Genomic DNA, 25,252 nt, shown 5'->3' on the forward strand with positions numbered 1-25,252 from the left:
GGAGCGGTGATCGAGTTCGACGACGTGGAGGGTCTGGTCGACCCGGTGGTGATCGCGGCCTTCGAGGGCTGGAACGACGCCGCCGATGCCGCGAGCGGCGTGGTCGACCACTTGATGGACGTCTGGAGCGCCCGCGTGGTCGGGGCCCTGGACCCCGAGGACTTCTACGACTTCCAGGTCAACCGTCCGGTCGTGGGCACGGACGAGAACGGGATGCGGCAGCTCACCTGGCCCACCACCCGGATCGCCGTCGCCTCGCCCCCGGGCTTCGACCGCGACGTGATCCTCGTGCGCGGCATCGAGCCCAACATGCGGTGGCGCCAGTTCTGCGGCGAGCTGCTCGCCGCCTGCGACGAGCTCGGCGGCACGATGGTCATCACCCTCGGCGCCCTCCTCGCCGACTCGCCCCACACCCGCCCCATCCCCGTCACCGGCTCGGCGTCCGAGCCCGACCTGGCGGACCGGCTCAAGCTCGACGAGTCGACCTACGAGGGGCCGACGGGGATCGTCGGGGTCATCCAGGACGCGTGCCAGCGCCTCGACGTGCCGTCGGTGTCCTACTGGGCCGCGGTCCCGCACTACGTCGCGCAGCCCCCGTGCCCGAAGGCGACCCTCGCCCTCATCGGCCACCTCGAGGACCTCCTCGGCGTCTCCATCCCGCTTGGCGACCTGCCCGAGGACTCCCGTGCCTGGGAGCGCGGCGTCGACGAGCTGGCCGAGGAGGACGAGGAGATCGCGGACTACGTGCGCGCGCTCGAGGAGAGCCGCGACACCGCCGACCTGCCCGAGGCGAGCGGCGAGGCCATCGCGCGCGAGTTCGAGCGGTACCTCAAGCGCCGCGACGACGACGCCTGAGCCCCCGCCTGGGGACGGTGGGCGGGCCGGTCGGGCTGGTCGGTTCCCCGGCTGACCGGGGAACACGCCACTTAGACCATCAAATTTGATGGTCTAAGTGGTTGGTTCCCCGGCTGACCGGGGAACCGACCGCTCCCTCCCAGACCCACCTGTGGAGGACGAGCGGGCCGGGGCCGGGTCAGAGCTGCAGGCCGAGGGCGGCGTCGACGAGCTCGCGTACGACGCGGCCGGCGTCCGGGTCGGACGTGTCGGCCAGGCCGGTCGAGCCCAGGGTGGCCTCGGCCCACGCCTGCACGGACGCGAGGGCCGTCGGGGCGTCGAGGTCGTCCGCGAGGGCCGTGAGCACCTGCTCGACGACCGGGCCCGACGGGGCGCCGGCGCCCAGCGAGACGGCCTTGCGCAGCAGGTTGAGGCGCTCGCCGGCCGACCACAGGAGCTCGTCGGTCCACTCCCAGTCGGAGCGGTAGTGCTGGCCGAGCAGCACGAGGCGGATCGCCATCGAGTCGACCTCGGAGAAGCGCAGCTGCGAGACGAAGACGAGGTTGCCCTTCGACTTCGACATCTTCTCGCCGTCGTAGGCCACCATCCCGGCGTGCACGTAGGCCTTCGCGAAGCGGTGGTCGGGCACGGCGGCCTGGGCCTCGGCGGCGCACATCTCGTGGTGGGGGAAGACGAGGTCGCTGCCGCCGCCCTGCACGTCGAAGGCCGCGCCGAGGTGCTTGAGGGCGATCGCGGTGCACTCGATGTGCCAGCCGGGGCGGCCCCGGCCGAAGGGGCTCTCCCAGGACGGCTCGCCCGGACGCTCGGCCATCCACACCAGGCAGTCGAGCGGGTCCCGCTTGCCGGGACGCTCCGGGTCGCCACCGCGCTCGCCGAAGATGGCCCGCATCGTCTCCCGGTCGGCGCCGGACACGGAGCCGAAGGTCGGGTCGGCCGCGACGGAGAAGTAGAGGTCGTCGTCGACGTGGTAGATCGCGCCCGTCTCGGCCAGGCGCTCGACCAGCTCGATGACCCACGGGATCGACTCGACCGCGCCGACGTAGTGCGCCGGCGGGAGCACCCGGAGCGACTCCATGTCGTCGCGGAACAGCTGGGTCTCCCGCTCGGCGATCGTCACCCAGTCCGTGCCCACCTTCGCGGCGCGCTCCAGCAGCGGGTCGTCGACGTCGGTGACGTTCTGCACGTAGGTCACGTCGTGCCCGGCGTTGCGCCAGGCGCGGACCAGGAGGTCGAACGCGACGTACGTCGCCGCGTGGCCCATGTGGGTCGCGTCGTACGGCGTGATGCCGCAGACGTAGAGCCGGGCCGCACCCTGCGGGTCGGTCGGCACGAGGCGGCCGGTGGCGCTGTCGTGGAGCGACACCTGCGGGCCCCGGACGGGGAGGGAGGGGACGTCGGGGGCGGACCAGGCGCGCATGGGAGCGAGCCTAGCCAACCGTCACGTCAGAACGGCGGCCAGGGGATGGCGGGCCACTCCCCCGACGGCACCGGGAGCTCCCCGGCTGCCAGGAGGGCGCGGCAGCGGTCGGCCGTCGCCCCGACCTCCTCGTCGGTGACGAGCTCCGCCAGCCGGTCGCCCAGCGCGCCGGCGAGCTCGACCACGAGGCGCTCGAGCACGGCGACCTCGTCCGCGGCGAGCCCGCGGCCCGCCCAGCCCCACAGCACCGTGCGCAGCTTGGGCTCGGTGTGGAACGTGAGGCCGTGGTCGACGCCGTACCGGTGTCCCGAGGCCATCTCCAGGACGTGCCCGCCCTTGCGGTCGGCGTTGTTGGCGACCACGTCGAAGACGGCCATGCGGCGCAGCGCGGTGGAGTCCTCGTGGACGAGCGCCACGGGCTGGTCCTGGGCGTCGAGCCCGTCGAAGACGTGGCACCAGCCCGACGGCACCTCGCCGGCGGGCACGATGTCGACCGCCGACTGCTCGGGGTCGGTGTGCTGCCAGAGCTGCACCATGCCGGGCCCGTGGGGACCCTCGCGCAGGATCGTCGGGGGCACGACGTCCCACCCCGTCGCCACCGACAGCTCGTAGGCCGCCACCTCGCGGCCCGCGAGGCTCTCGTCGGGGAAGTCCCACAGCGGCCGCTCGCCGCGGATCGGCTTGTAGACGACCTCGACACCGTCGACGTCGCCGACGAAGGTCGCGTTGGAGGCCGGCATGACGCGCCCGCGCAGGGTGAGCTCACCCCGGGCGAACGCGGCGGGGTCCGTCACGGATCCCGCCGACGGAAGCCGTTGGCGCGCACGCAGAGGTGACCGTCGGGATCGATGGGCTGCGCGCAGAACGGGCAGGCGGGACGACCCGCCTCGACGACGGCCAGCGCGCGGTGCACGAACGCCCGCGCGACCCCCGCGGGCATGCGCACGAGGAAGATCTCCTCGGGCTCCGGCTCGTCGATCTCCTCCTCGGGCTGTCCCGGGGAGATCACGGCCTCCTCGGTGAACGGGAAGACCTCGACGACCACGCGGTCGTCGGAGGGGTCCCACGACAGCGTCATGGTGCCGGCGCGGAACTCCTCCTCGATGGGCTGCTCGAGCGGCGCGTCGTCGCGCAGGTCGACGGGCGCGATCGCGGGCACGAGGTCGGAGTGCTGCTCGGTCTCCATGACCTCGTCGAGCAGCTCGTCGACGCGCTCGGCGAGCGCGATCACCTGCTGCTTCTCGACGCCGACCGAGACGAGGCGCGCGCCCGAGCGGGCCTGGAGGAAGAACGCCCGCGACCCGGGCTCGCCGACGGTCCCCACGACGAAGCGGTCGGGCGGGTCGAAGCGGTGCACGACGGGAGGCATGGTCGACAGCCTAGGACGTGGCCGTAGCCGGACCCGCCGGGGCGGCCGGGCCGCCCGGGCCGGCGCCACCCCCGACGTCGCCGACCGCCGGGGGACGGTCGAGCCACGACAGGTCGCCGGCGTGGGAGTTCGCCTGCAGCACGACGGGACGGGTGTCGCCGTACCGGATGATCGTGAGCGAGGCGGGGTCGGCGTGCAGCCGCTGGAACAGGTCGAGGTGCATCCCGAGGGCGTCCGCCAGGACGGCCTTGACGATGTCCCCGTGCGTGACGGCCAGCCACACCGCGTTCTCCCCGTGCTGCGCCTCGACGGCCGCGTCACGCTCGCGCACGGCGTCGACCGCCCGCCGCTGCATCGTGCGCAGCGACTCGCCGCCGGGGAACGCGGCCGCCGACGGCTGTCGCTGCACGACCTTCCACAGGTCCTCGCCCGCCAGGTCCTTGAGCAGCCGTCCCTGCCAGTCGCCGTAGTCGCACTCCGCGAGGCGGTCCTCCGTCTCCACCGTCAGCGCCCGGCCGCCCGCGGCGAAGGCCTCGACGACGTACGCCGCGGTCTCGGCGCACCGCTCCTGCGGGCTGGAGGCGATCGCGACGAGCGGTACCGCGCTGAGACGGGCCGCGGCGTCGCGGGCCTGGCCCTGACCGGTCTCGTCGAGGCGGACGCCGGGGAGGCGTCCGGCGAGCACACCGCCGGCGTTGGCGGTGGTGCGCCCGTGGCGCTGCAGGATCACGGTGGCCATGGGCCGAGCGTACGGCGTGGCGCCGCCGCCGCCGGCGCCCCGGCGGCGTCTATGTTGCACCCGTGATCGTCGACAACGCGCTCTACCGCGACGGGCGCCGGATCGACCCGGGCTGCGCGTCCCACGACCTGGCGGGCGTGCTGGCCGCGCGCCGCGACGGCGACGTCGTCTGGGTCGGGCTGTTCGAGCCCACCGCGGCCGAGATGGACTCCGTGGCGCAGCACTTCGGGCTGCACCACCTCGCGGTCGAGGACGCCGTGCACGCCCACCAGCGGCCGAAGCTGGAGCGCTACGGCGACCAGCTCTACTGCGTGCTCAAGACGCTCTGGTACGTCGACGCCTCCGACGACGTCGAGACGGGCGAGATCGGGATCTTCCTCGGCCCCGGCTTCGTCGTCCACGTGCGCCACGGCGAGGGCTGCGACGTGCGCGCGGTCCGTGCCGGGCTCGAGGACCGTCCGGCCGTGCTCGCGCACGGACCGGCGGCGGTGCTCTACGCCATCGCCGACCACGTCGTCGACGCCTACGGCGACGTCGCGGCGAGCCTCGAGGTCGACGTCGACGAGGTGGAGACCTCGGTCTTCTCCCCCGCCCGCACGGACGACTCCCCCCGGATCTACCGGCTCAAGCGGGAGCTGGCGGAGGTACGGCGCGCCGTCCTCCCCCTGCGGGAGCCGATGCGCCGCATGGCCTCCGGCGACGTGCCGGGCGTGCCGGAGCGCTCCGCGCCGTACTTCCGCGACGTGGCCAGCCACCTGGCGTCGGTCGCGGAGATCGTCGAGGGCCTCGACAACCTGCTGGCGGCGGCGTTCGAGGCGCAGGTCGCGCGCATCTCCGTCCAGCAGAACGAGGACATGCGCAAGATCTCCGCCGGGGTCGCGCTCGTGGCCGGGCCGACGCTGGTGGCCGGCATCTACGGCATGAACTTCACCCACATGCCCGAGCTGCACTGGACGTTCGGCTACCCGATGGCGCTGCTGCTCATGGTGCTGTGCTCCGGCGGGCTGTGGTGGTTCTTCAAGCGCTCCGGCTGGCTGTGAGCCGGGTCCCGGCCGAGGCTGCTGAGGGGGCCGCTCAGGTGGCGGTGAGCACGCCCGCGCCGAGCAGCCCCATGACGCCGAGGCCGAGGATCACCCGGTAGGTCACGAACGGCAGGTAGGACCGGGTCGAGACGTAGCGCAGCAGCCACGCGATGACGGCGTAGCCCACGACGAACGCCACCAGGGTGGCCGCGATCGTCGGGCCCCAGCCGTAGGGGTTGTCGCCGCCGGGCACGTCCTTGAGCTTGTAGACACCGGCGCCGACGACGGCGGGGATGGCCAGGAGGAAGGCGTACCGCGTCGTCACCGCGCGCTCGTAGCCGAGGGCGCGCCCCATCGAGATCGTGGCACCCGAGCGCGACACGCCGGGCACGAGCGCCGCCGCCTGCGCCACACCCATGAGCAGCGAGTCGCGGAGGGTGAGGTCCTTGAGGGTGCGCGAGGACGCGCCGTACCGGTCGGCCAGGCCGAGCACGATGCCCATCACCACGAGGGTCGAGGCGACCACCCACAGGCTGCGCAGCGCGCTGTCGATCGCGTCCTCGAACAGCAGGCCCAGCAGCACGATGGGCAGCGACCCGGCGATGATGAACCAGCCCATCCGCGCGTCGAGGCTGCCGCGGAGCTCCGGCTTGACCAGCGAGCGGAGCCACGCCGAGGCGATCCGCCAGATGTCCTTGCGGAAGTAGAGGAGCACCGCGACCTCCGTGCCGATCTGGCAGACGGCGGTGAACGCCGCGCCCGGGTCCTCCCACCCGACCAGCTCGGGGAAGATGCGGAGGTGGGCGCTCGAGGAGATCGGGAGGAACTCCGTGAGGCCCTGGATCACGCCGAGCACGACGGCTTGGAGGTAGTCCCACACGGGCGCCGACAATAGGCCACCGCCACCGTGCCGGGCGCCAGGACGGCCCGCCACGCCCGCGCGATGTGCGACACGTCCGGGGCCGGCCGCTAGGTTGACCCGCATGCAGCAGCGATCGGTCGGGGCCAGCGGCCTGCGGGTCTCGCGCCTCGGGCTCGGCACCATGACGTGGGGGCGCGACACCGACGAGCACGAGGCGCGCGACCAGCTCGTCGCGTTCGTCGGCGCCGGCGGCACGCTGCTCGACACCGCCGCGGCGTACGGCGACGGGGTCTCCGAGCAGCTGATCGGCAGCCTGCTGGGCGACGTGGTCGCCCGCGAGGACGTCGTGCTGGCCACGAAGGCCGGGCTCGGCCAGCGGCGCGCCCCCGGCCGACCCGGTGGCGGGGCGACCGGAACGTCCGGCGGGTCCGGGACCCGCGGTGCCGCCCGGGACACGTCGCGCCGCTCGATCCTCGCCTCGCTCGACGGCTCGCTGCGGCGCCTCGGCACCGACCACGTCGACCTGCTGCAGGTGCACGTGTGGTCCGACGCCACCCCGCTCGAGGAGACGTTGGCGACGCTGGACCACGTCGTGGCGACCGGCCGGGCGCGCTACGTCGGGGTCTCCAACTACACCGGCTGGCAGACCGCGCAGGCCGCGACCTGGCAGCGCGCGGTCCCGGGGCGGGCGCCGCTGGTGTCGACGCAGGTCGAGTACTCGTTGCTCAACCGCAACGTCGAGCTCGAGGTGCTCCCGGCCGCCGGGGCGCTCGGGATGGGCGCCCTCACCTGGTCGCCCCTGGGCCGGGGGGTGCTCACGGGGAAGTACCGCACCGGCACGCCGTCCGACTCGCGCGCCGCCACCTCCCACCTCGGCTCCTTCGTCGAGCCCTACCTCGACGAGCGCTCGCACGGCATCGTCGAGTCCGTGGTGAAGGCCGCCGACGGCCTGGGATGGACTCCGGCCGAGGTGGCGTTGGCCTGGGTGCGCGACCGCCCGGGCGTCGCCGCACCCGTGGTCGGGGCGCGGACGGCCGCACAGCTCCGGGCCCTCCTCAGCGTCGAGGAGAAGGCCCTCCCGATCGAGATCGCCGACGCGTTGGACGACGTCTCGGCGGTCGACTGACCCGCCCCGGAGGTGACCATCCGATGAGCAGGACCCGCACCGCCCTGTCCCGCGGCGTCGAGTGGGAGTTCCGCGACGTCGTGCTCTCCCGGCACCTGTCGCGCAACGCCGTGCGCCAGGCCCTCGTCGAGATGGCCGAGCACGGCGGCTGGGAGCTCGACCGGCTGCGCATCGGCAACGACGGCGTGCGCCGCGTCATCGTGCGCCGCAAGATCATCCGCCAGCGCCCGACGCTCTGGGCCAGCTGAGCGGCCGGCCGGCCGTCAGGCCGACCGTCAGGCGTCGCCCAGGAACCGGTCGAACACCCGCGCGCCGAACTGCAGCGCGTCGACGGGCACCCGCTCGTCCACGCCGTGGAACAGCGCGGTGAAGTCGAGGTCGGCGGGCAGCCGCAGCGGCGCGAACCCGTAGGAGCGCATCCCCAGCTTGCGGAAGTGCTTGGCGTCGGTGCCGCCACTCATGAGGTACGGCGCGACGAGCGCCCCCGGGTCCTCGGCCAGGAGGCTGCGGGTCATGGCGTCGACGAGGTGCCCGTCGTACGGCGTCTCCCACGGCTGCTGGTGCGAGACGAAGTCGATCTCCACGTTCTCGCCCGTCAGCTCGGCGAGCGTGGCGAAGAACTCGTCCTCGAAGCCGGGCAGGAACCGACCGTCCACGTGGGCGGTCGCCTCGGTGGGGACGACGTTGACCTTGTAGCCCGCCTGGAGCATCGTCGGGTTGGTCGAGTTGCGGATGACGTTGCCGAGCATGCGCGCCGCGCCGCCGAACTCCTCGACGAGGGCCGGCGCGTTCTCGGGGGTGGCCGGCGTGCCCGCCAGCTCGCCGATGGTCGCGAGGAGCACCTCCATGGTCGGGGTCAGGCGCACCGGCCACTCGTGGGCGCCGATCCGCGCGACCGCGGCGGCGAGGTCGGTGACGGCGTTCTCGGTGTTCACCATGGAGCCGTGGCCGGCACGGCCCCGGGCCGTGAGGCGCATCCACGCCATCCCCTTCTCGGCGGCCTCGATGAGGTAGACGCGACGCCCGCGGACCGTGGCGCTGAAGCCGCCGACCTCACCGATCGCCTCGGTGCAGTCCGCGAGCTCGTCCGGGTGGTCCTCGACGAGCACCTCGGCGCCCTGGTGGCCGCCGGCCTCCTCGTCCGCCGTGAAGCACAGCACCACGGGTCGCTTCGGCATGACGCCCGCGCGGGTGCGGGCGCGCACGACCGACAGCAGCATCGCGTCGAAGTCCTTCATGTCGACGGCGCCCCGGCCCCAGACGTACCCGTCCTGGACCTCTCCGGAGAACGGGTGCACCTGCCAGTCCTCGGCGGCGGCGGGCACCACGTCGAGGTGGCCGTGCACGAGGAGGGGGTCGCCCTCGGTGCCGCCCCAGCGGGCGATGACGTTGGTGCGCCCCGGTGCGCCCTCGTAGAGCCGCGACTCGATGCCGACCTCGTCCAGCAGGGCAGCGACGTGCTCGGCCGCCTTCCGCTCCCCCGGCCCCGAGTCGTCGCCGTAGTTCGAGGTGTCGATGCGGATCAGGTCGCGGCACAGCTCGACGACCTCGGCGGCGGGGTCGTAGGACGGCCCGTCCCCGCGTGCGGCGTCGGCTCCCGGAGTGCTCGTGTCCTCGCTCATGGGGCCATCCTGGCAAAGAGGCGGTGGGGTCAGTTGAGGGCACGCACGGAGTCGGGAACCCCGCCCCCCGCCTGCACGGACTCGACGAGCTCGGCCAGTGCCGTGAGGGCGACCCGCTGGGACATCGGTCCGTAGGACACCCGGGCCACCCCCAGCTCCTGCAGCCGCGCGAGCGACGGCGTGCCCGGCAGCCCGATGAGGGTGAGGCGCTGGGGCCCGAAGGCGTCGACCAGGGTGGCGACCTGCTCCTCGTCGAGACGTCCGGGGACGAACACGACCGGCGCGCCGGCGTCGAGGTAGGCACGGCCCCGCTCAAGCGCCACCTGCAGCGGGTCGTCGGCACCCTTCACGAACGCGTCGGTGCGGGCATTGAGCACGAAGTCCGGGACGCCCTCGGCCGCGGCCGCCCGCATGATGGCCTCGACCTGCGCGGCGGCCTCCGCGACGGGACGGAGCTGGTCCTCGATGTTGGCCCCGACGACCCCGACCCCGATGGCGCGGCGGACGGTGTCGGCCGCGTCGCCGTACCCGCCCTCCAGGTCGGCCGACACGGGCAGCGTCGTCGCCGCCACGATCCGGCGGACCTCCTCGAGCATCTCCTCGACGGGGATGTTCTCGCCGTCCTCGTAGCCGCGCGAGGCAGCGATCGAGTGGCTCGCCGTGGCCAGCGCCGTCGTGCCGGGGAGGTCGGTGACGACCTTCGCCGAGATCGAGTCCCAGACGTTGACGACCGTCAGCAGATCGGGCGCCCGGTGGAGGTCGAGGAGGGTGCGGGCGGTGTCGGCGAGGCTCATGGGAGCGAGCATGCCGCACCTCCGCACGGCGTGGAAAGCACTACGGCCCCGGGTCCCTGACCTGCAGGGACTCGGGGCCGATCGGTGTCCGAGGGGGGACTTGAACCCCCATGCCCAATAAGGGCACTAGCACCTCAAGCTAGCGCGTCTGCCAATTCCGCCACCCGGACGAGTGCGGGTGAAACAGTAGCAGGGGTCGGCCGGAACGACCGCATCGGGGGTCGGCGTCCGTTCACCCGCCGCCCAGGGCCTCGTCGAGCAGCGCCTGCGCGTCGCGGATCGCGCCGAGACCACGCGCGTACTGCTGCGACACGGCCGACGCACTCACCCCGACGGCGGCCGCCACGTCCCGCTGCGAGGACCCGTCGAGCCCCGCCAGGAGCATCGGGTGGGCGGTCGGGCCGACACGGTCGACGAGGGCGTCGCGGCAGAGCAGCAACGCGTTGACGACGTCGGGCGGGCAGGGCGGCGTGGTGCCCTCGGCCGCGACGAACCAGGTGCGCCGCCGTCGGGTCGCCGGGCGGCCGAGCTCGTCGATGGCCGCGCGTGCGCTCCACCAAGCGGAGCCGTCCTCGAGGGGCGGGGTGCGGCTCGCGTCGAGCACCGCCCGCTCGCCGTGGCCGAGGCCGTATCGCGTGTCGACCACGGGGCGCAGCAGCAGGCGCACGACGAGCGTGGCACGCAGGGCCGCCCCCAGGGACGGGTAGACCCCCTGGAACTCGTCCCCTACCGTCGGGTGGAGGCCGTCGAGCGACGGGACCCGCCGGTCGGCCTCGGCCAGCGCGTCCGCCAGGGCGGCCTGCACGGCGCCGCGGTCGTCGGATCGTCGAGACCCGACGAGGTCACCGATCAGGGCGTAGACCGTCATCACTGAAGCATATACCTTCATTTCGTCGAAATGAAGCATATCGCTGATGTCGTGCCCCAACGGGTCAGGCCAGCGCGATGAGACCGACGCCCGCGAGCGCCACCGACCAGCTCGCCAGGCTGCCGACCAGGAAGTACTCCGTCACGTCGCTCGGACCGCCGAAGCCCGACGCACCGTCCCGGGGCGCGCGCAGCTCGGGGAAGCGCAGCAGCGCCTTGGCCGCGACCACGAGGGAGGCGCCCGTCAGGCTGCCGGCGCCGCCGAGACCCACCACCAGGAGCCGCTCCATCGGACCAAGGACCCGGCCGCCCCGCAGCTGCTTCTCGTTGTCGTGCGCCGGGACGCCCACCAGGTCGAGCAGCAGCCGCACCAGGATGTTGGCGGTCGCGAGCTGCGCCACCGCCACGGCGAGGACGACGAGGAGCGCGTCGCCGTCGAACCGGCCGAGCACGCTGGCGTCGACGACGTCGTCCACGAAGACCGGCGCCCCCATCGCCGGTCCGCAGACCACGGTCGCCGCGATGCCGGTGCCGAACGCGCCGTACGCCGCCGCGAACCGCCACCGCCCGTGGAGGAGCGGCTGGCCAGGCGGTTGGACCTGGCCGCGCGCGAGGCCGGCGGACGACGCGGGGATCCACACGGCGACGGCCGCGGCGGCGAGGACCCAGCCCCACCAGCCGCGACCCGTGGGGTCGGACAGGAGGGCCGCGCCCACCACGGCGACGACGCCGACCACGGTCAGGACCCGCCGACGCAGGCGACTGGTGACGTCCCCGTCGGCGCGGAAGAGGTCGCAGAGACCCAGCACGAGCAACCACCACGCGACACCGGCCACGTTCCCACCCCTCCCGAGATCCGCCGGGGTCCACCCTGCCGTACGCCACCGACAGTCCTGGGCCACGCCCGGGCCGGCGCGGCGGCGGGGTGGGGACGTGATGTGCTGGCCCCGTGCCCACCACCTTCCGCCTCGCGTTCGTCACCGGAGCCACCCCCGACAAGTGGGCGGCGCGGTGGCGCGAGCGCCACCCGAAGGACCGCCTCGAGCTCGTCCCCGTCGAGCAGGCCGACCAGGAGCGCGTGGTGCGCGACGGCACGGTCGACATGTGCCTCGCGCGCCTCCCCGTCGACACGACGGGCCTGCTCGTCGTGCGCCTGTACGACGAGGCGCAGGTCGTCGTCGTCGACCGCGAGCACGTCGTGTCCGCCGTCGACCAGGTCGAGCTCGCCGACCTGGCCGACGAGCAGCTCGTCACCGACCCCGCCCGGGTGCCCGGGTGGACCGAGGTGGCGCGTGCCGACCGCCTCGACTGGCCCGCGATGACGGACCGCGAGGCGGTCGAGGTGGCCGCCAGCGGCGCGGGCGTGGCCGTGCTCCCCGAGTCCGTGGCGCGGGTGCTGCACCGCAAGGACGCCGTCCACCGGCCGGTCGTCGACCTGCCCCCGACCACCGTCGCGCTGGTGTGGCTCGCAGAACGCGACGACGAAGCGACCCAGGAGATGGTGGGCATCACGCGGGGTCGCACGGCCCGCAGCAGCCGCGGCTGAAGTTGCAGGACACAACCAACCTGCGGCAGGGTCGGACGGTTGCGTGTCGGTCCTCCCACGGCCGGCACGGCACCCGAACCGAGAGGAACACGTGACCGCACTCGACCCGAAGCACCCCGTCGACGCGCATCCCGACGAGACCCCCGAGGCGTTCGACGCCCCGGTCGAGGACTCGTCGACCCCCACCGACACGGGCGGCCACCCCGCCCTCGACGTGCCCCCACCCGTCGAGAGCCGGCCCCCGACGTCCACGCTCGACCCGGTCGTCTTCGGCGTCACGGCCGTCATCGCCATCGCGTTCCTCGTCTGGGGCTTCGCGAGCACCGACAGCCTGCGCGACACGTCCACCACGGCCCTCGGCTGGATCATCGACAACCTGGGCTGGCTGTTCGTCGTCTCCTCGAGCGGCTTCGTCGTCTTCGTCCTGTGGCTCGCACTGAGCCGGTTCGGCTCGATCCCCCTGGGCCGCGACGACGAGCAGCCGGAGTTCTCGACGACGTCGTGGATCGCCATGATGTTCAGCGCCGGCATGGGCATCGGCCTCATGTTCTACGGCGTGGGCGAGCCGGTCTCCCACTTCGCCACCGCGCCCCCGGGGACCGGCGGCGAGGAGGCCCAGAAGACGGCACTGGCGACCACGATCTTCCACTGGGGCCTGCACCCGTGGGCCATCTACGCCGTGCTCGGCCTCGCGGTGGCCTACGGCGTCTACCGCAAGGGCCGCCTGCAGCTCGTCAGCGCGGCGTTCGAGCCGCTGCTCGGTCGCCACGCCCACGGGCCGGCCGGCCGCGTCATCGACATCCTGGCCATCTTCGCCACCCTCTTCGGCTCCGCCGCCTCCCTCGGCCTGGGCGCGCTCCAGATCAGCAGCGGCCTCCAGATCGTCGCGGGCATCGGCGAGATCGGCAACGGCGTGCTCGTCGCCATCATCGCGGGCCTGACGGCGGCGTTCATCGCCTCCGCGATCTCGGGCATCGCGCGGGGCATCCAGTGGCTCGCCAACATCAACATGGTGCTCGCGATCGGGCTCGCTGTCTTCGTCTTCGTCGCCGGCCCGACCGTCTTCATCCTCGACATGCTGCCGAGCATGCTGGCCACCTACGCGGGCGACCTCGGCGAGATGGCCGCGCGCGTGCCGTCCGACCAGGCGACCACCGTGCTGCCCGACGGCACGGAGCAGACGACGGCCGAGTGGCTCTCCGGCTGGACCGTCTTCTACTGGGCCTGGTGGCTCTCCTGGACCCCGTTCGTCGGCCTCTTCATCGCGCGCATCTCGCGCGGTCGCACGATCCGCCAGTTCGTCGCCGGCGTGCTGCTCGTGCCGACCGCGGTGAGCCTCGTCTGGTTCGCCATCTTCGGCGGGGCCGCCATCCACCTAGAGGAGGCGGGACGCGACATCGCCGGGGCGGCCGGCATCGAGGACCAGCTCTTCACGGTGCTCGACAACTTCCCGTTCGCCACCGTCACCAGCGTCGTCGTGATGGTGCTCGTCGCCATCTTCTTCGTCTCGGGCGCCGACGCGGCCTCGATCGTCATGGGCACGCTCTCGGAGCGCGGCGCGTCCGAGCCGCGCCGCTTCACCGTCATCTTCTGGGGCGCCGCCACCGGCGCCGTGGCGGCGGTCATGCTCATCGTCGGCGGGAGCGACGCCCTCACGGGCCTGCAGAACATCACCATCGCGGCGTCCGTGCCGTTCGTGCTCGTCATGATCGGTCTCTGCGTCGCCCTGGTGCGCGACCTCCGCTCGGACCCCGTCGTGGTCCGGAAGGTCTACGCCGCGCAGGCCGTCGAGCAGGCCGTGATGGCGGGCGTCACCGAGCACGGCGACGACTTCGTCATCAGCGTCGAGTCCACGGAGCCCGGCGCGGGCGTGGGCGACTACATCGCCAACGGCCCGGCGCAGGCGCAGCCGTCGTCCGTGCAGGCCGCCCCCGGCAGCACCGGCGTCGCCGGAGCCCCGAAGCCACCGAAGGACTGATCCCGCACCCCCCGTACGACGAGGGCCCGGTCGCCGTGGGGCGGCCGGGCCCTCGTCGTACTCAGGAGGTCAGCGGCCCGGGTCGTTGGGATGGGTCTCCAACGGTTCGACCTCGATGCGCAGGTAGGGCGCGAACGGCAGGGTCGCCAGGGTGGCTCGGAGCTCGCCCTCGTCCCCGGCCGTCCAGAGGCCCACGTTGCGCCATCCGCCGCCGGCCGGTCTCCACACCCGGAGCAGCGTGCCCGTCGCCGCCAGCTCAGCAGCCCGGAGGGCCTCCGCGGCGCGGAGCCGGTCCAGCTCACCGGGGTCGAGGTCCGCGACGCCGGTGACCTCCATCCTGACGAGGAACTCGACGGGTGCGCTGCTCACGGCGCCGGCGCCGTCGAGTCCCGCACGACGAGCTCGATCGGCGCGTCGACGACCTCGGCGACGGGTTCCTGGGGGCTGAGGGTCGTCAGCAGCTCGATGGCACGGGCGCCGAGCTCCTGCAGCGGCATCCGCACCGTGGTCAGTCGCGGCAGGACGTACTCCGCGATCTCCGCGTCGTGCACGGCGACGACGGAGACCTGCGCCGGCACCGTGACCCCGGCGTCGCGCAGCCCCTCGAGCGCACCGATGCCCGAGGGCAGGTTCGCCGCGACCACGCCGGTGACCGGGCTGCCCACGAGCGACGCCGCCGCGGCCCGCCCCCCGGTCGCCGTGTAGTCCCCGGGCAGGAGCAGGGCCGACGCGCCCGGCGTCGCCTCGACAGCCACGCGGAACCCCGCCCACCGCCGGGCGGCCGTGTCGGCGTCGACGGGCCCCCCGACGAACGCCAGGTGGCGGTGCCCGAGCCCGAGCAGGTGCCGGGCGGCCTCCCCCGCTGCTCGCTCGTCGTCGAGCACCAGGTGCCGCTCGACCCCGGGCACGCTGCGGTTGACGAGCAGGTAGGGCACACGCAGGCTCGTGAGATCCACCGCCGACCCGCCGGCGACGAGGAGACCGTCGACCCGGCCCGAGTCCAGGGCCTCGTACCAGGCCTTGCGGTCCCATCCCTCCCCGCTCGACGTCATCATCACGGAGCCGTGGCGGGCCGCGGCGCTCTCTGCCCCGGCGATGATCTGCGCGTAGACGGGGTTGCTGAAGTTGGGGATGACGAGCCCGAAGGCACCGGCCTTGGCGGACCGCAGGCTCCGCGCGATCGCGTTGGGTCGGTAGCCCAGCTCGCGGGCGTGGTCGTGGATGCGCTGCTTGGTCTCGTCCAGGACCTTGACGTCGTGACCCCGCAGGACGCGCGACACGAGGGAGACGTCCACGCCTGCGGCCCGGGCGACGTCGGCCAGGGTGACACGCTGCGGGCGGCTCATGGTGCCACCCTCCCCCATCAGGACCGGTCCGGGCGAGGAGGGACCTGGACGAGCTCGAGCGTGATGCCGTCGGGGTCGAGGAAGTAGCAGGTGTACCCGCCTCGGTTGACCCCCGCGGTGATCGCCTGGGGAGGCGAGACGAAGGTGACACCGGCGGCCCGCAGGCGCTCGTACGTCGCGGGCGCGTCCGCCACCGCGAACGCCAGGTGGGCCGACCCCGGTCGGTTGCGCGTCGTGTCGGTCGGCTCCGCGCGCGGGACGACGTACTCCACGAGCTCGAGGTCGTGGCTGGAGACGCCCCGCGGCTGTCCGGGCACGGCCAGCTGCGCCACGCGCAGGCGGGCGTCGGGGAACCCGACGAGGCTCCGCGTGTACGCGTTGTCCTGCTCCTGGCGGTGCACGAGCTCCATGCGGAGCAGGTCCGCGTAGAAGGCCACGGAACGGTCGAGGTCCGCGACGGTGAAGCTGAAGTGCCAGACCCCGATCACGACGCCCCGCTCCCGACGAGGTCGCGCAACGCGGTCTCGACGTCGCCCGTCTGCGGCAGCAGCGCGGCGGCGAGCTGCGGGGCCGAGGGGATGCGGGAGTCGTCCAGCGCCACGCGACGGGGCGCGGCGCGCAGCGGCACGCCCGACTCGGCGACGCGCGCGATGACCTCGGCGCCGAAACCGCCGGTGCGGGCCGCCTCGTGCACGACGAGGAGGCGTCCGGTGCGACCGACGCTGTCGAGCACCGCCGGCCAGTCGAACGGGTTGAGCCACACCATCTCGAGGACGTCGACGGTGATCCCGTCCGCCTCGAGGCGGTCGACCGCGTCCAGCACCTTCGCCGTCACGGCACCCCACACCACGACGGTGGCGTCGGAGCCGGACCGCAGCGCCCGGTGCCCCCCGATCGGACGGACCGGGCCGCCGACCTCGACGGTGTCCTTCGGCCCGGCGTACAGGGTGCGGTTCTCGATGACCACGGTCGGGTCGTCGCAGGCCACGGCGGAGAGCAACAGGTCGTAGGAGTCCTGCGGAGTGCGCGGCATCGCCACCCGGATGCCGGGCACGTGCAGCAGCAGCGCCTCGAGGTTCTGCGAGTGCTGGGCGCACGCGCCGGGCGCGTTGCCCTGCTGCGTGCGGATCGTCAGGGGCGCGGACGAGCGGCCAGCCGAGACGTAGCGGACGTTCGCTGCCTGGTTGACGATCTGGTCGAACGCGACGAGCGAGAAGTCGATCCACATGATCTCGACGATCGGGCGGCGACCGAACGTCGCCGCGCCGACCGCGGCGCCGAGCATCGCGGTCTCGCTGATCGGGGTGTCGAAGACCCGGTCGCCGAACCGCTTGGCCAGGCCGCGCGTCACGCCGAACACGCCGCCGGGCAGGGCCACGTCCTCGCCGTACAGCAGCGTCTCGGGCATCTCCTCGAGCGCCCGGGCCAGGGCGGCGTTCACGGCACCGCCCACGTTGAGCTTCACGATCTCAGGCATAGAGGTGGTCCTTCGCGGTGGCGGGGTCGGTGAGCGGGTCGGCCAGTGCCGCGGCGGCAGCGGCGTCCATCTCGGAGCGGGCCCGCTCCTCGCAGCGCGCGACCGCCTCGGCCGCGACACCCTCGGCGAGCAGCTCACGGGTGAGGCGGGCGATCGGCTCGAGCCGGAGGTCGCGGTCGAGCTCGCCGGCGGGGCGGTACTGCTCGGCGTCCCCGATGTAGTGGCCCACGATCCGCTGCGTGTGCGCCTCGATGAAGGAGGGTCCGCGGCCGGCCACGGCCGACTCGACGGCGAGCCGCGTCGCGGTGCGCACCTGGGCGAGGTCGTTGCCGTCGACGCGCACGGCGGGGATCCCGAGCGCGGTGGCGCGCTGGGACAGGTCGGGCTGGGCCACCATGGCGTCGATCGGCGTCAGCTCGGAGTAGCGGTTGTTCTCGCACACGAAGACCACGCCGAGCGAGAACGCGGCGGCGAAGTTCATCGCCTCCGTCACCGCGCCCTGGTTCATCGCGCCGTCGCCGAAGACGGTGAGCGCGATGCGACCCGTGCCGTCGTGCCGGCCCGCCAGGGCCGCACCCACGGCGATCGGCGCACCGGCACCGACGATGGAGTTCTCGCCGTGGAAGCCGTGCTGCGGCGCCGAGAAGTGCGCGGAGCCGCCGCGACCGGCGTTGACGCCGGTGACGCGGCCCATCAGCTCGGCGAAGATCTCGCGGGGCGGCACCCCGCGGGCGACGGCCCAGCCGTGGCCCCGGTACGTCGCGTAGACGGCGTCGTGCGGCCGCAGCTGGCTGCACGCACCGACGGCGACGCTCTCCTGACCGTTGGACAGGTGCACCGACCCGACGATCGGCCCCTCCAGCCGGAGATCGCGGATCTTCTCCTCGAGCGCGCGGATGCGCCACAGGGCGAGGAGGTCGTCGAGCTTCATGCGTGGTCCTTCCAGGGCCGGGGGTGGGTCGAGAGGGTGTCGTTCCAGCCGGACAGCGCGGCCCGGCTGACGACGACGGCGTCGCCGACGGCGCCACCGTCCGTGGACACGTCGATCGACGGCAGCGCGGGGTTCGCGGCGGACCAGTCCTGGAGCACCGCGGAGAGCGTGCTCCGCTCGGACCGCGTCCGGAGCGCGAGGTCGTAGACCACGTCGTGCGCCGCCTCGCGGCCCAGGCTGGCCGCGAGCCGGATCATCGCGTGCTCGCTCATGATCAGCCCGCCGTCGGCGGCCAGGTTCTGGCGCATCCGCTCGGGATACACGGCCAACGACGACACGAGCTCACCGGCGAGCAGCAGCGCGGAGCTCGCGTTGGCGAAGAGGGCGGGCAGCAGGACCCACTCGACCTGCCACTCCCCCGCAGACCGCTCGTGACCGGCTTCCGCTGCCCGGGAGAGACCGGGCAGGGCGGTGCGGGCCGAGATCGCGAAGCCGATGATCGACTCGCTCGTGATCGGGTTCGCCTTCTGCGGCATCGTCGAGGACGCGCCGCGGTGGTGCCCGACGGTCTCGCCGATCTCGCCGATCTCGGTGCGGGACAGGTCGGTGACCTCGCGCGCCAGGCGCGCGGTGGTCGTCGCGGCGCCGACCACGATGCCGGCGACGTGCACGATCGAGTCGCGGGCGACGTGCCACGGCACGCCCGCGTCGACGAGACCGAGCCGGTCGGCGACGAGCGAGCGCACCCTGGCCGCGTCGGGACCGAGCGCCGCGGAGGTGCCGCCGGCACCGAAGAGCGAGATCCGACGCACCTCGTCGCGCGCCGCGACCAGCCGGACGCGGTGGCGGGCGACCTCGTCGAGGTAGACCGCGAGCTTCGCGCCCAGGGTGGTCGGCACGGCCTGCTGGCCGTGCGTGCGGCCCGGCATGATCGTGTCCTCGTGCGCCGCCACCAACGTGGCGAGCGCGTCGCCGAGGGTGCGCAACCGCGCCTCCAGGAGCGCCATCGCCGCGTCGAGCTGGAGAGCGAGGCCGGAGTCCATGATGTCCTGCGTCGTCGCGCCGAAGTGCACGCTGCCGCGCAGGGGCTCGGGCAGCGCGGCGTCGACCTGGCGCACGAGGTTGAGGATCGGGTACCCGACGTTGCGGGCGCCCTCCCACAGCGCCGTCAGGTCGATGAGCGCCGGGTCGGCGCACGCCTCCCGGATGGCCGCCGCTCGCGCGGCGTCGACGAGGCCGAGCTCCGCCTGCGCCTCGGCGAGCGCGCCCTCGACCCGCACCCACGCGGCGACCGTCGTCTCCGCCGAGAAGACGGTCGCCATCTCCTCGTCGCCGTAGAGCTCCCACAGGAGGTCGAACGGGCTGGTCCGTCCACCCATCAGTCCATCTCCAATCCGCCGTCGACGTTGATCGCCTGGCCGGTCACGAACGAGGCCAGCGGGCTGGCCAGGAACGCGACGACGCTGGCCAGCTCGGTCGGCTCGCCCACCCGGCCGAGAGCCGTGCGGGCGCCCTGCTCCTCGAGGTAGGCGGCACCGGCACCGGGGCCGAAGCGCTCGTCGCGGTCACGCATGATTTGCGCCCACATGTCGGTCAGGAACACGCCGGGGCACACGGCGTTGACCCGGATCCGGGGCGCCAGGGCGAGGGCCGCCGACTTCGTCAGGGAGAGCAGGGCCGCCTTCGTCGCGGCGTAGTCCGCGGCGTTCGCCCGTCCCGAGCGCCCGGCGACCGAGGCGACGTTGACGATGCTGGCCCCCTCGCCCATGAGCCGCGCCGCCGCCTGCGTCGTCGCGAAGACGCCGGACAGGTTGATGGCGAGCGTGCGGTCCCACTGCACGAAGCCGAGATCGTCGAGCGGCGTCGTGCGCATGACGCCGACGGCATTGACGAGCACGTCGAGCCCCGCGACACCGGCCTCCGCGCACGCGAGGCCCGGGAGCTCGGCGGCCGCCTCCTTCGTGGAGAGGTCCAGCACGACCGCATGCACGCGACCGGGGTACGCCGCGCCCAGGGCGGCCGCGACCTCGGTCACCGGCGAACCGGGTGCGTCGGCCAGCACGACTTGTGCGCCGCCGGCGAGGAACGCCTCGGCGCACGCGCGGCCCAGCCCGCCGGCGCCGCCCGTCACGAGCGCGCGCCGACCCGTGAGGTCGACGACCGGGGCGCTCATCGGTCGACCTTCTCGGCCTGCCCGCTCGCGACGGATGCGTAGAGCGCCTCCACGAGCCGCAGGGTGCCGACGTTGTCGGCCGCCGAGGTCGGAGCCGGCTCGCCCGTCGCGATCCAGCGCAGCAGGCCCTGCATCGGCCCCGCGAAGGCGTCGGGGATCCAGCGCCGGGTCACCGGGTAGGGCACCCAGCCGTCGGTGGGGACGACGCGGCTGAAGACCTCGACCGTGTCGGGGCGACCGTGCGGGTAGTCGTAGAGCAACCCGAACGTCCCGCGGACCGAGCCCTCGGACCCGTCGAGGCGGAACTCGGCGCGGACGTCGCCCCCGATGTTCTCGTGGTTGACGTGGAGACCTGCGCTCGCGCCGGACGCGAACCGCAGCGTGGACATCGTGCGCGTCTCGGCCGCGGGGGCCTGGCCGGGACGGCGACCCGCGGCGCAGAACACGGTCTCCGGGTCCCCCAGGATCGAGCGGATGGCGTCGAGGTAGTGAATCGAGTGGTAGGCGATCTCGAGCCGGTCGGAGACGAGCAGCCAGGGCCAGGCACCGAAGTCGGTGGCGATGTCGACGTGCACGGTCAACGCGGTCGGCTGACCGATCCAGCCGGCCTCCGCGACGGCCCGCGCGACGGCGATGCCCTCGTCGAAGCGCAGCTGCTGGTTGACCGCGACGCACACGCCGGCCTCGTCGGCGAGGTCGCGCAGCTCCTCGGCGGTCGCCAGGTCGGGCGCGAAGGGCTTCTGGCAGAGCAGGTGCTTGCCGGCCGCGACCGCCGCCCGCACGATGGCCGGCTGCGCGGTCGCCACGACGGCGACGTCGATGACCTGCACGTGGGCGTCCGCCAGCACCTCCTCGAGGCTCGCGTAGACGCGCTCGATGCCGTGGCGCCGCGCGACCTCCCTCGCCCGCTCGGTGTCGATGTCGAAGATGCCGACGACCTCGAGCCCCGCGGCGCGGTACGCCGGCAGGTGGGCCGTGTCGACGATCGCACCGGCACCCACGACGGCGATCGGCACGCGGTGCTCGGGCGGGACCCGCAGGTCGACGGCCGTGGCGACTCCCGCCCACAGCTCGGCGCCCGTCGGCCCGGTCGCCCCGGTGGGGTGGTTCATGCCTTCTCCTCGATCCCGTAGAAGTCGCGAGCACTGGCGCCGAGGACGGCGACCTGCTCGTCGGGGCTGAGCGGCGCGACCAGCTCGGTCACGACGTCCCACCACCGGGCGTAGCCGCCCGCGAGCGTGCTGACCGGCCAGTCCGAGCCGAACATCAGGCGCTCCGGCCCGAACAGGGCGAGCGCGTGCTCGACGTACGGCGCGAGGTCGCCCGCGCCGTACCCGGGGCCGGCGGCCGTGTCGAGTCCCGAGAGCTTGGCGCTCACGTTGGGTCGCTCGGCGGCCTCCCGCAGCAGCCCCGCCCAGGGTTCCCAGCCGCCCGCGGCCACCGGCGGCTTGGCCAGGTGGTCGATGACGAGCCGGAGGTCGGGGTGCCGGTCGGCGAGCGTCGGCACGTGCTCGAGGTGCCGGGGCACGACGGCCACGACGTCGTAGGTCAGGCCCGCCGCCGCCACGGCGCCGAGGCCCGCGAGCACCGGTTCCCGGACGACCCAGTCGGCGTCGGGCTCGTCGTGGATCTGGTGCCGCAGACCGACGACCCGGCGGTCGGCGGCGTACCGCTCGAGCGTCGCCGCGAGGGCGTCCGGCACGTCGAGCGGGGCCCAGCCGACGACCCCGGCCACGCGGGGCCAGCCGTCGGCGATCGCGAGCATCGCGTCCGTGTCGGCGACCGTGCCGTCCGCCTGGACGAGCACGACGTCGTCGACGCCGCTCGCCGCGACCTGCGGCTCGACGTCGGCCACCCCGAAGCTGGCGTGCAGGGGTCCGGCCTCGGGCGTGAGCCACGCGTAGGCGTCGGGACCGAGCTGCCAGAAGTGCTGGTGCGCGTCGAGCACGCGTCGTCCGTGGATCATCCCGGCTCCTCCTCGAGCGCCTCGGCCACCTGTCTCCGCAGCGTCCACACCAGGGCGGGGCGCTCGAGGGCGGGCACCGTCGTGACCGGACGAAACCCCTCGACGTGCTCCGCCATCCGCTCCTGCCACCGCAGGTTCGCGGGGTCCGCGGCGATGCGCGCCGCCAGGTCGTCGTAGTCGTCGACGTCCACGACGTGGAGCAGGTCGCGGCCGTCCCGCCAGATCGCCCAGTCCCGGACGCCGGCGGCCGACAGCGTGGCGAGCAGATCGGCGGGCACGAGGCGGTGCTCCGCCTCGTACGCCTCCTCCCGACCCGGCCGCAGCACGCTGTGCAGCACGGTCGCACGCAGGCTCACCGGCGGCCCGTCCCAGCGCCCGCGGCCACGGGCTCGGCGTGCTCCGCCGGCTCGGCCGACGGGTCCGGGGAGGACACCGGGGGCTCGGTGCTGCGCAGCGTCGCGCGCTGCTTGCGGCGCAGGGCGACGGTGTACATGCCCGCGGCCACGATGAGCACCACGCCCTCGATGAGGCCCTGGTAGTTCGCCCCCAGGTTGAGGATGTTGAAGCCGTTGGCGAGCGTGACGAGGATCAGTGCGCCGACCAGCGACTTCGCGACGCTGCCGAGGCCACCGAACAGCGAGGTGCCGCCGAGGATCGCGGCCGCCAGGGCCGTGAGCTCGAAGCCGCTGAGCCCGGTCGGGTTGATGGAGCCGAGCCGGCTCGCGTAGAGCACCCCGACGAACGCGGCGGCCGTGCCGTTGAGCACGAACGCCATCACCCGGTAGCGGTCGACCGCGACGCCCGAGAGCCGGGCGGCCTCGGCGTTGCCACCCGTGGCGTAGAGCCGACGGCCGACGGTCGTGTAGCGCAGGACCCACGCGGCGACGGCGACGAGCACGAGCATGTAGAGCGCGCGCTGGCTGAGGCGGACCGTGAACACCGCGAGCGGGGACGCGGCGAGCAGCACCACGCCGGCGACGAGCGGCAGGTACGTCGCGGGACGACGCAGCGCGTCCGTCTGCGTCCGGCGGGCCCACAGCCGCCACGCGCCGAGGGCGACCAGCGCGAGCCCCGCCAGCAGGTAGAGGTTCGGGGTCACCCAGCGCGAGCCGTCCAGCGCCCGCAGCGCGTCCCGGTCGGGACCCTCGCTCGCGGTCACGGTGCGCCCGTCGGTGATGATCAGCACCAGGCCGCGGACGGCGGTGAGGGTGCCGAGGGTGACGATGAAGGCGTTGATGCCGACGTACTGCACGACCAGGCCGTTGAACAGCCCGATCCCCGCACCCGCCAGCAGGGCGACCGCGAACGCGCCGTAGAAGCCGAGGGACGGCATCAGGGCCAGGCAGGTCGCGGCCCCCAACGCGGCCACGGACCCCACCGACAGGTCGAAGTTGCCCGAGATCAGCACGATCGTCGAGGTGACGACCAGGATGCCCAGCAGGGCCGTCTGGTCGAGGATGTTGGAGACGTTGGTGGGCGAGACGTACGTCGGGCGCCCCGCGCTCGCGGTGGCGAGGCTGAGCACCACGACGAGCGCCGCGAAGGCGTAGACGACGCCCGCGTTGCTCGGGTGCAGCCACGAGGGCACCCGCGACCGGTTCGCGGTGCGGGACAGGACCTGGTCAGACATGGACGACCTCTCGGCTTCCGGCGCCCAACCCGTGGGCGAGCATGATGAGTTGTTCCTCGGTGGTCTGGTCGGCCGGCACGTCCTCGACGATCCGGCCTCCACGCACGACGAGCACGCGGGTCGCGACGGAGAGCAGCTCCTCGAAGTCGCTGCACGCGATCACGACGGCGCGGCCCTCGGCCGCGAGCCGCCGGACGAGCTGGAGGATCTCCGCCTTCGCACCGACGTCGACACCGGCCGTGGGCTCGTCGAGCAGCCAGACGACCTTGTCGGCGTAGAGCCACTTGGCGAAGACGACCTTCTGCGCGTTGCCGCCCGACAGCTCGCTCGGCAGGGCATCGGGGCCCGACGCGACGATGCCGAGGTCGACGATCGCGCGCTCCGCGAGCTCGCGCTCCCGGGCCTCCTGCGGCAGGAGCCTGCGCAGGGAGAGCCGGCCGAGGTCGGGGAGGCTGATGTTCTTCCAGAGCGGTTGGTCGGGGTGGAGGCCCTGGCTGACCCGGTCCTCCGGGACGTAGGCGCAGCCCGCTCCGACGGCGGACCGCGGGTTGCGTCGTAGTCGCTTGCCGTCGACCTCGACGGTCCCGGTGGCCTTGCCGTCGGCGCCGAAGATCCCGTCGAGGATCTCCGAGCGTCCTGACCCGAGGAGGCCCGCCAGACCGACGATCTCGCCGGCCCGCACCTCGAACGACACGTCGCGCACCCCGACGGGGGCCCTCAGGTCCCGGACGTCGAGGAGCACCTTGCCGTCGACGACGTGGGCCGATCCGGCGCGCTCGACGGCGAGCAGCTCGCGACCGGCGATGGCCTGCACGAGCCGCTCCTCCGTCAGCGTCGCCGTGGGCTCGTCCAGGATCGCGCGTCCGTCGCGCAGCACCGTGACGTGGTCGGTGATCTCGAGGATCTCGTCGAGGAAGTGGGAGATGAAGACGAACGTGGTGCCGTCCGCGGCGAGCCGCTGCACGGCGTCGAGGACGATCCGGCGCTCGGCCTCCGAGAGCGAGGCGGTCGGCTCGTCCATGATGACGAGCTGCGCGCCCAGGGCGAGCGACTGCAGGATGGCGATCATCTGGCGCGTGCCGATCGGCAGGCTGGCGACCTGCACGTCGGGGTCGATCTCGTAGCCGAGCCGCTCCACCAGCCGGTCGAACTCGCGCCGCATCTCCGGCGTGCTGCGCCAGGGGCCACCACGCCAGAGGAAGACGTTCTCCAGCGCCGACAGCGTCGGCACGAGCGGCACGTGCTGGTGGATGGTGGCCAGCCCCGCGCCCTGCGCGTCGCCCGGGTCCTTCCACACGCGCGGCTCGCCCGCCCAGCTGATCGTCCCGTCGGTGACGGGCTGGACGCCGCTGACGCACTTGATGAGCGTGGACTTGCCCGCACCGTTGGCGCCGACGAGGCCGTGCACCGCTCCGCGCCGTACGGCGAGGTCGACGCCCTTCAGCGCCTGCGTGCCGTTCGGGAACCGCTTGGTCACGCCCCGGAGCTCGAGCAGGACCTCGCCTGCAGCACCGTCCTTCATGGTCTCGCCC

The 25,252-nt window shown here is 73.7% G+C and carries 27 protein-coding genes and 1 tRNA gene; 6 read left to right on the top strand and 22 right to left on the bottom strand.

Annotated features, from left to right (window positions below; translation table 11 throughout):
• Positions 1-6 precede the first annotated feature (6 nt).
• On the top strand, positions 7-855 hold the full coding sequence (locus PIR53_06875; protein WZH53712.1) for a PAC2 family protein: 849 nt from the start codon (positions 7-9) through the stop codon (positions 853-855).
• 178 nt (positions 856-1,033) lie between these two features.
• Here PIR53_06875 and mshC read toward each other — a convergent pair whose 3' ends face one another.
• Genes mshC through PIR53_06895 form a run of 4 tightly spaced genes read right to left on the bottom strand, consistent with a single transcriptional unit; the run spans position 1,034 to position 4,380 of the window.
• Entirely contained in the window at positions 1,034-2,272 is a 1,239-nt protein-coding gene (gene mshC, locus PIR53_06880) for a cysteine--1-D-myo-inosityl 2-amino-2-deoxy-alpha-D-glucopyranoside ligase (protein WZH53713.1), read from the bottom strand.
• Positions 2,273-2,298: 26 nt separating this feature from the next.
• A complete protein-coding gene (locus PIR53_06885; GenBank protein ID WZH53714.1) occupies positions 2,299-3,066 on the bottom strand; it encodes an SCO1664 family protein in 768 nt (255 codons plus the stop codon).
• The gene (locus tag PIR53_06890) at positions 3,063-3,641 is read right to left on the bottom strand and encodes a DUF3090 family protein (GenBank protein ID WZH53715.1); all 579 of its coding nucleotides are present in this window, start codon (positions 3,639-3,641) and stop codon (positions 3,063-3,065) included. Before PIR53_06890 ends, PIR53_06885 begins: the two co-directional genes overlap by 4 nt.
• Positions 3,642-3,651: 10 nt before the next feature.
• On the bottom strand, positions 3,652-4,380 hold the full coding sequence (locus PIR53_06895; protein WZH53716.1) for an MSMEG_4193 family putative phosphomutase: 729 nt from the start codon (positions 4,378-4,380) through the stop codon (positions 3,652-3,654).
• 62 nt (positions 4,381-4,442) lie between these two features.
• On the opposite strand from PIR53_06895, the gene PIR53_06900 reads away from it, so the two are divergent.
• Positions 4,443-5,420 (top strand): magnesium and cobalt transport protein CorA, encoded by a 978-nt coding sequence (locus PIR53_06900; GenBank protein WZH53717.1) that lies wholly within the window; start codon positions 4,443-4,445, stop codon positions 5,418-5,420.
• 34 nt (positions 5,421-5,454) lie between these two features.
• Here the strand turns inward: PIR53_06900 and PIR53_06905 are convergent, their stop codons facing one another.
• A complete protein-coding gene (locus PIR53_06905; GenBank protein WZH53718.1) occupies positions 5,455-6,282 on the bottom strand; it encodes an undecaprenyl-diphosphate phosphatase in 828 nt (275 codons plus the stop codon).
• Between the two features lie 103 nt (positions 6,283-6,385).
• Between PIR53_06905 and PIR53_06910 the strand changes: the two genes are divergently transcribed.
• Entirely contained in the window at positions 6,386-7,390 is a 1,005-nt protein-coding gene (locus PIR53_06910) for an aldo/keto reductase (GenBank protein WZH53719.1), read from the top strand.
• A 23-nt stretch (positions 7,391-7,413) separates the two neighbouring features.
• The gene (locus PIR53_06915) at positions 7,414-7,638 is read left to right on the top strand and encodes a DUF5703 family protein (GenBank protein ID WZH53720.1); all 225 of its coding nucleotides are present in this window, start codon (positions 7,414-7,416) and stop codon (positions 7,636-7,638) included.
• A 27-nt stretch (positions 7,639-7,665) separates the two neighbouring features.
• Here the strand turns inward: PIR53_06915 and PIR53_06920 are convergent, their stop codons facing one another.
• The 5 genes from PIR53_06920 to PIR53_06940 form a co-directional block, all read right to left on the bottom strand.
• The gene (locus PIR53_06920) at positions 7,666-9,012 is read right to left on the bottom strand and encodes a M20/M25/M40 family metallo-hydrolase (GenBank protein ID WZH53721.1); all 1,347 of its coding nucleotides are present in this window, start codon (positions 9,010-9,012) and stop codon (positions 7,666-7,668) included.
• Positions 9,013-9,041: 29 nt separating this feature from the next.
• A complete protein-coding gene (locus PIR53_06925) occupies positions 9,042-9,806 on the bottom strand; it encodes an isocitrate lyase/phosphoenolpyruvate mutase family protein (protein ID WZH53722.1) in 765 nt (254 codons plus the stop codon).
• Positions 9,807-9,891: 85 nt separating this feature from the next.
• Positions 9,892-9,976, bottom strand: a tRNA-Leu gene (locus PIR53_06930).
• A gap of 62 nt (positions 9,977-10,038) precedes the next feature.
• Positions 10,039-10,674, bottom strand: a complete 636-nt coding sequence (locus PIR53_06935) for a SatD family protein (GenBank protein ID WZH53723.1) — start codon at positions 10,672-10,674, stop codon at positions 10,039-10,041.
• A gap of 64 nt (positions 10,675-10,738) precedes the next feature.
• Positions 10,739-11,509 carry a hypothetical protein gene (locus tag PIR53_06940; protein ID WZH53724.1) on the bottom strand — a complete coding sequence of 257 codons (771 nt, stop codon included), beginning with the start codon at positions 11,507-11,509 and terminating at the stop codon, positions 10,739-10,741.
• Between the two features lie 113 nt (positions 11,510-11,622).
• Between PIR53_06940 and PIR53_06945 the strand changes: the two genes are divergently transcribed.
• Positions 11,623-12,219 carry a LysR family transcriptional regulator substrate-binding protein gene (locus PIR53_06945; protein WZH53725.1) on the top strand — a complete coding sequence of 199 codons (597 nt, stop codon included), beginning with the start codon at positions 11,623-11,625 and terminating at the stop codon, positions 12,217-12,219.
• A 214-nt stretch (positions 12,220-12,433) separates the two neighbouring features.
• Complete coding sequence (locus PIR53_06950) at positions 12,434-14,197, top strand: BCCT family transporter (protein WZH54415.1); 1,764 nt, start codon at positions 12,434-12,436, stop codon at positions 14,195-14,197.
• Between the two features lie 69 nt (positions 14,198-14,266).
• On the opposite strand, the gene PIR53_06955 is transcribed toward PIR53_06950, so the two are convergent.
• Genes PIR53_06955 through PIR53_07010 form a run of 12 tightly spaced genes read right to left on the bottom strand, consistent with a single transcriptional unit; the run spans position 14,267 to position 25,242 of the window.
• Entirely contained in the window at positions 14,267-14,566 is a 300-nt protein-coding gene (locus PIR53_06955) for a muconolactone Delta-isomerase family protein (GenBank protein WZH53726.1), read from the bottom strand.
• Positions 14,563-15,543 carry a LacI family DNA-binding transcriptional regulator gene (locus tag PIR53_06960; GenBank protein WZH53727.1) on the bottom strand — a complete coding sequence of 327 codons (981 nt, stop codon included), beginning with the start codon at positions 15,541-15,543 and terminating at the stop codon, positions 14,563-14,565. The genes PIR53_06955 and PIR53_06960 overlap by 4 nt, the downstream gene beginning before the upstream one ends.
• Positions 15,544-15,560: 17 nt before the next feature.
• Positions 15,561-16,031: a VOC family protein gene (locus PIR53_06965; protein ID WZH53728.1), complete on the bottom strand. Its 471-nt coding sequence runs from the start codon at positions 16,029-16,031 to the stop codon at positions 15,561-15,563.
• Positions 16,028-17,020: a transketolase C-terminal domain-containing protein gene (locus PIR53_06970; protein ID WZH53729.1), complete on the bottom strand. Its 993-nt coding sequence runs from the start codon at positions 17,018-17,020 to the stop codon at positions 16,028-16,030. The genes PIR53_06965 and PIR53_06970 overlap by 4 nt, the downstream gene beginning before the upstream one ends.
• Positions 17,013-17,951 (bottom strand): thiamine pyrophosphate-dependent dehydrogenase E1 component subunit alpha, encoded by a 939-nt coding sequence (locus PIR53_06975; GenBank protein WZH53730.1) that lies wholly within the window; start codon positions 17,949-17,951, stop codon positions 17,013-17,015. Before PIR53_06975 ends, PIR53_06970 begins: the two co-directional genes overlap by 8 nt.
• Entirely contained in the window at positions 17,948-19,330 is a 1,383-nt protein-coding gene (locus tag PIR53_06980) for a lyase family protein (GenBank protein WZH53731.1), read from the bottom strand. The genes PIR53_06975 and PIR53_06980 overlap by 4 nt, the downstream gene beginning before the upstream one ends.
• The gene (locus tag PIR53_06985; protein ID WZH53732.1) at positions 19,330-20,124 is read right to left on the bottom strand and encodes an SDR family oxidoreductase; all 795 of its coding nucleotides are present in this window, start codon (positions 20,122-20,124) and stop codon (positions 19,330-19,332) included. Before PIR53_06985 ends, PIR53_06980 begins: the two co-directional genes overlap by 1 nt.
• On the bottom strand, positions 20,121-21,236 hold the full coding sequence (locus PIR53_06990; protein ID WZH53733.1) for a Gfo/Idh/MocA family oxidoreductase: 1,116 nt from the start codon (positions 21,234-21,236) through the stop codon (positions 20,121-20,123). The genes PIR53_06985 and PIR53_06990 overlap by 4 nt, the downstream gene beginning before the upstream one ends.
• Complete coding sequence (locus PIR53_06995) at positions 21,233-22,090, bottom strand: amidohydrolase family protein (GenBank protein ID WZH53734.1); 858 nt, start codon at positions 22,088-22,090, stop codon at positions 21,233-21,235. The genes PIR53_06990 and PIR53_06995 overlap by 4 nt, the downstream gene beginning before the upstream one ends.
• Complete coding sequence (locus tag PIR53_07000) at positions 22,087-22,446, bottom strand: L-rhamnose mutarotase (protein WZH53735.1); 360 nt, start codon at positions 22,444-22,446, stop codon at positions 22,087-22,089. The genes PIR53_06995 and PIR53_07000 overlap by 4 nt, the downstream gene beginning before the upstream one ends.
• Positions 22,443-23,720 (bottom strand): ABC transporter permease, encoded by a 1,278-nt coding sequence (locus PIR53_07005; protein WZH53736.1) that lies wholly within the window; start codon positions 23,718-23,720, stop codon positions 22,443-22,445. Before PIR53_07005 ends, PIR53_07000 begins: the two co-directional genes overlap by 4 nt.
• Complete coding sequence (locus PIR53_07010; GenBank protein ID WZH53737.1) at positions 23,713-25,242, bottom strand: sugar ABC transporter ATP-binding protein; 1,530 nt, start codon at positions 25,240-25,242, stop codon at positions 23,713-23,715. The genes PIR53_07005 and PIR53_07010 overlap by 8 nt, the downstream gene beginning before the upstream one ends.
• Positions 25,243-25,252: the final 10 nt, after the last annotated feature.

The organism is Nocardioides alkalitolerans, from assembly GCA_038184435.1.
Lineage (GTDB): Bacteria > Actinomycetota > Actinomycetes > Propionibacteriales > Nocardioidaceae > Nocardioides > Nocardioides alkalitolerans_A.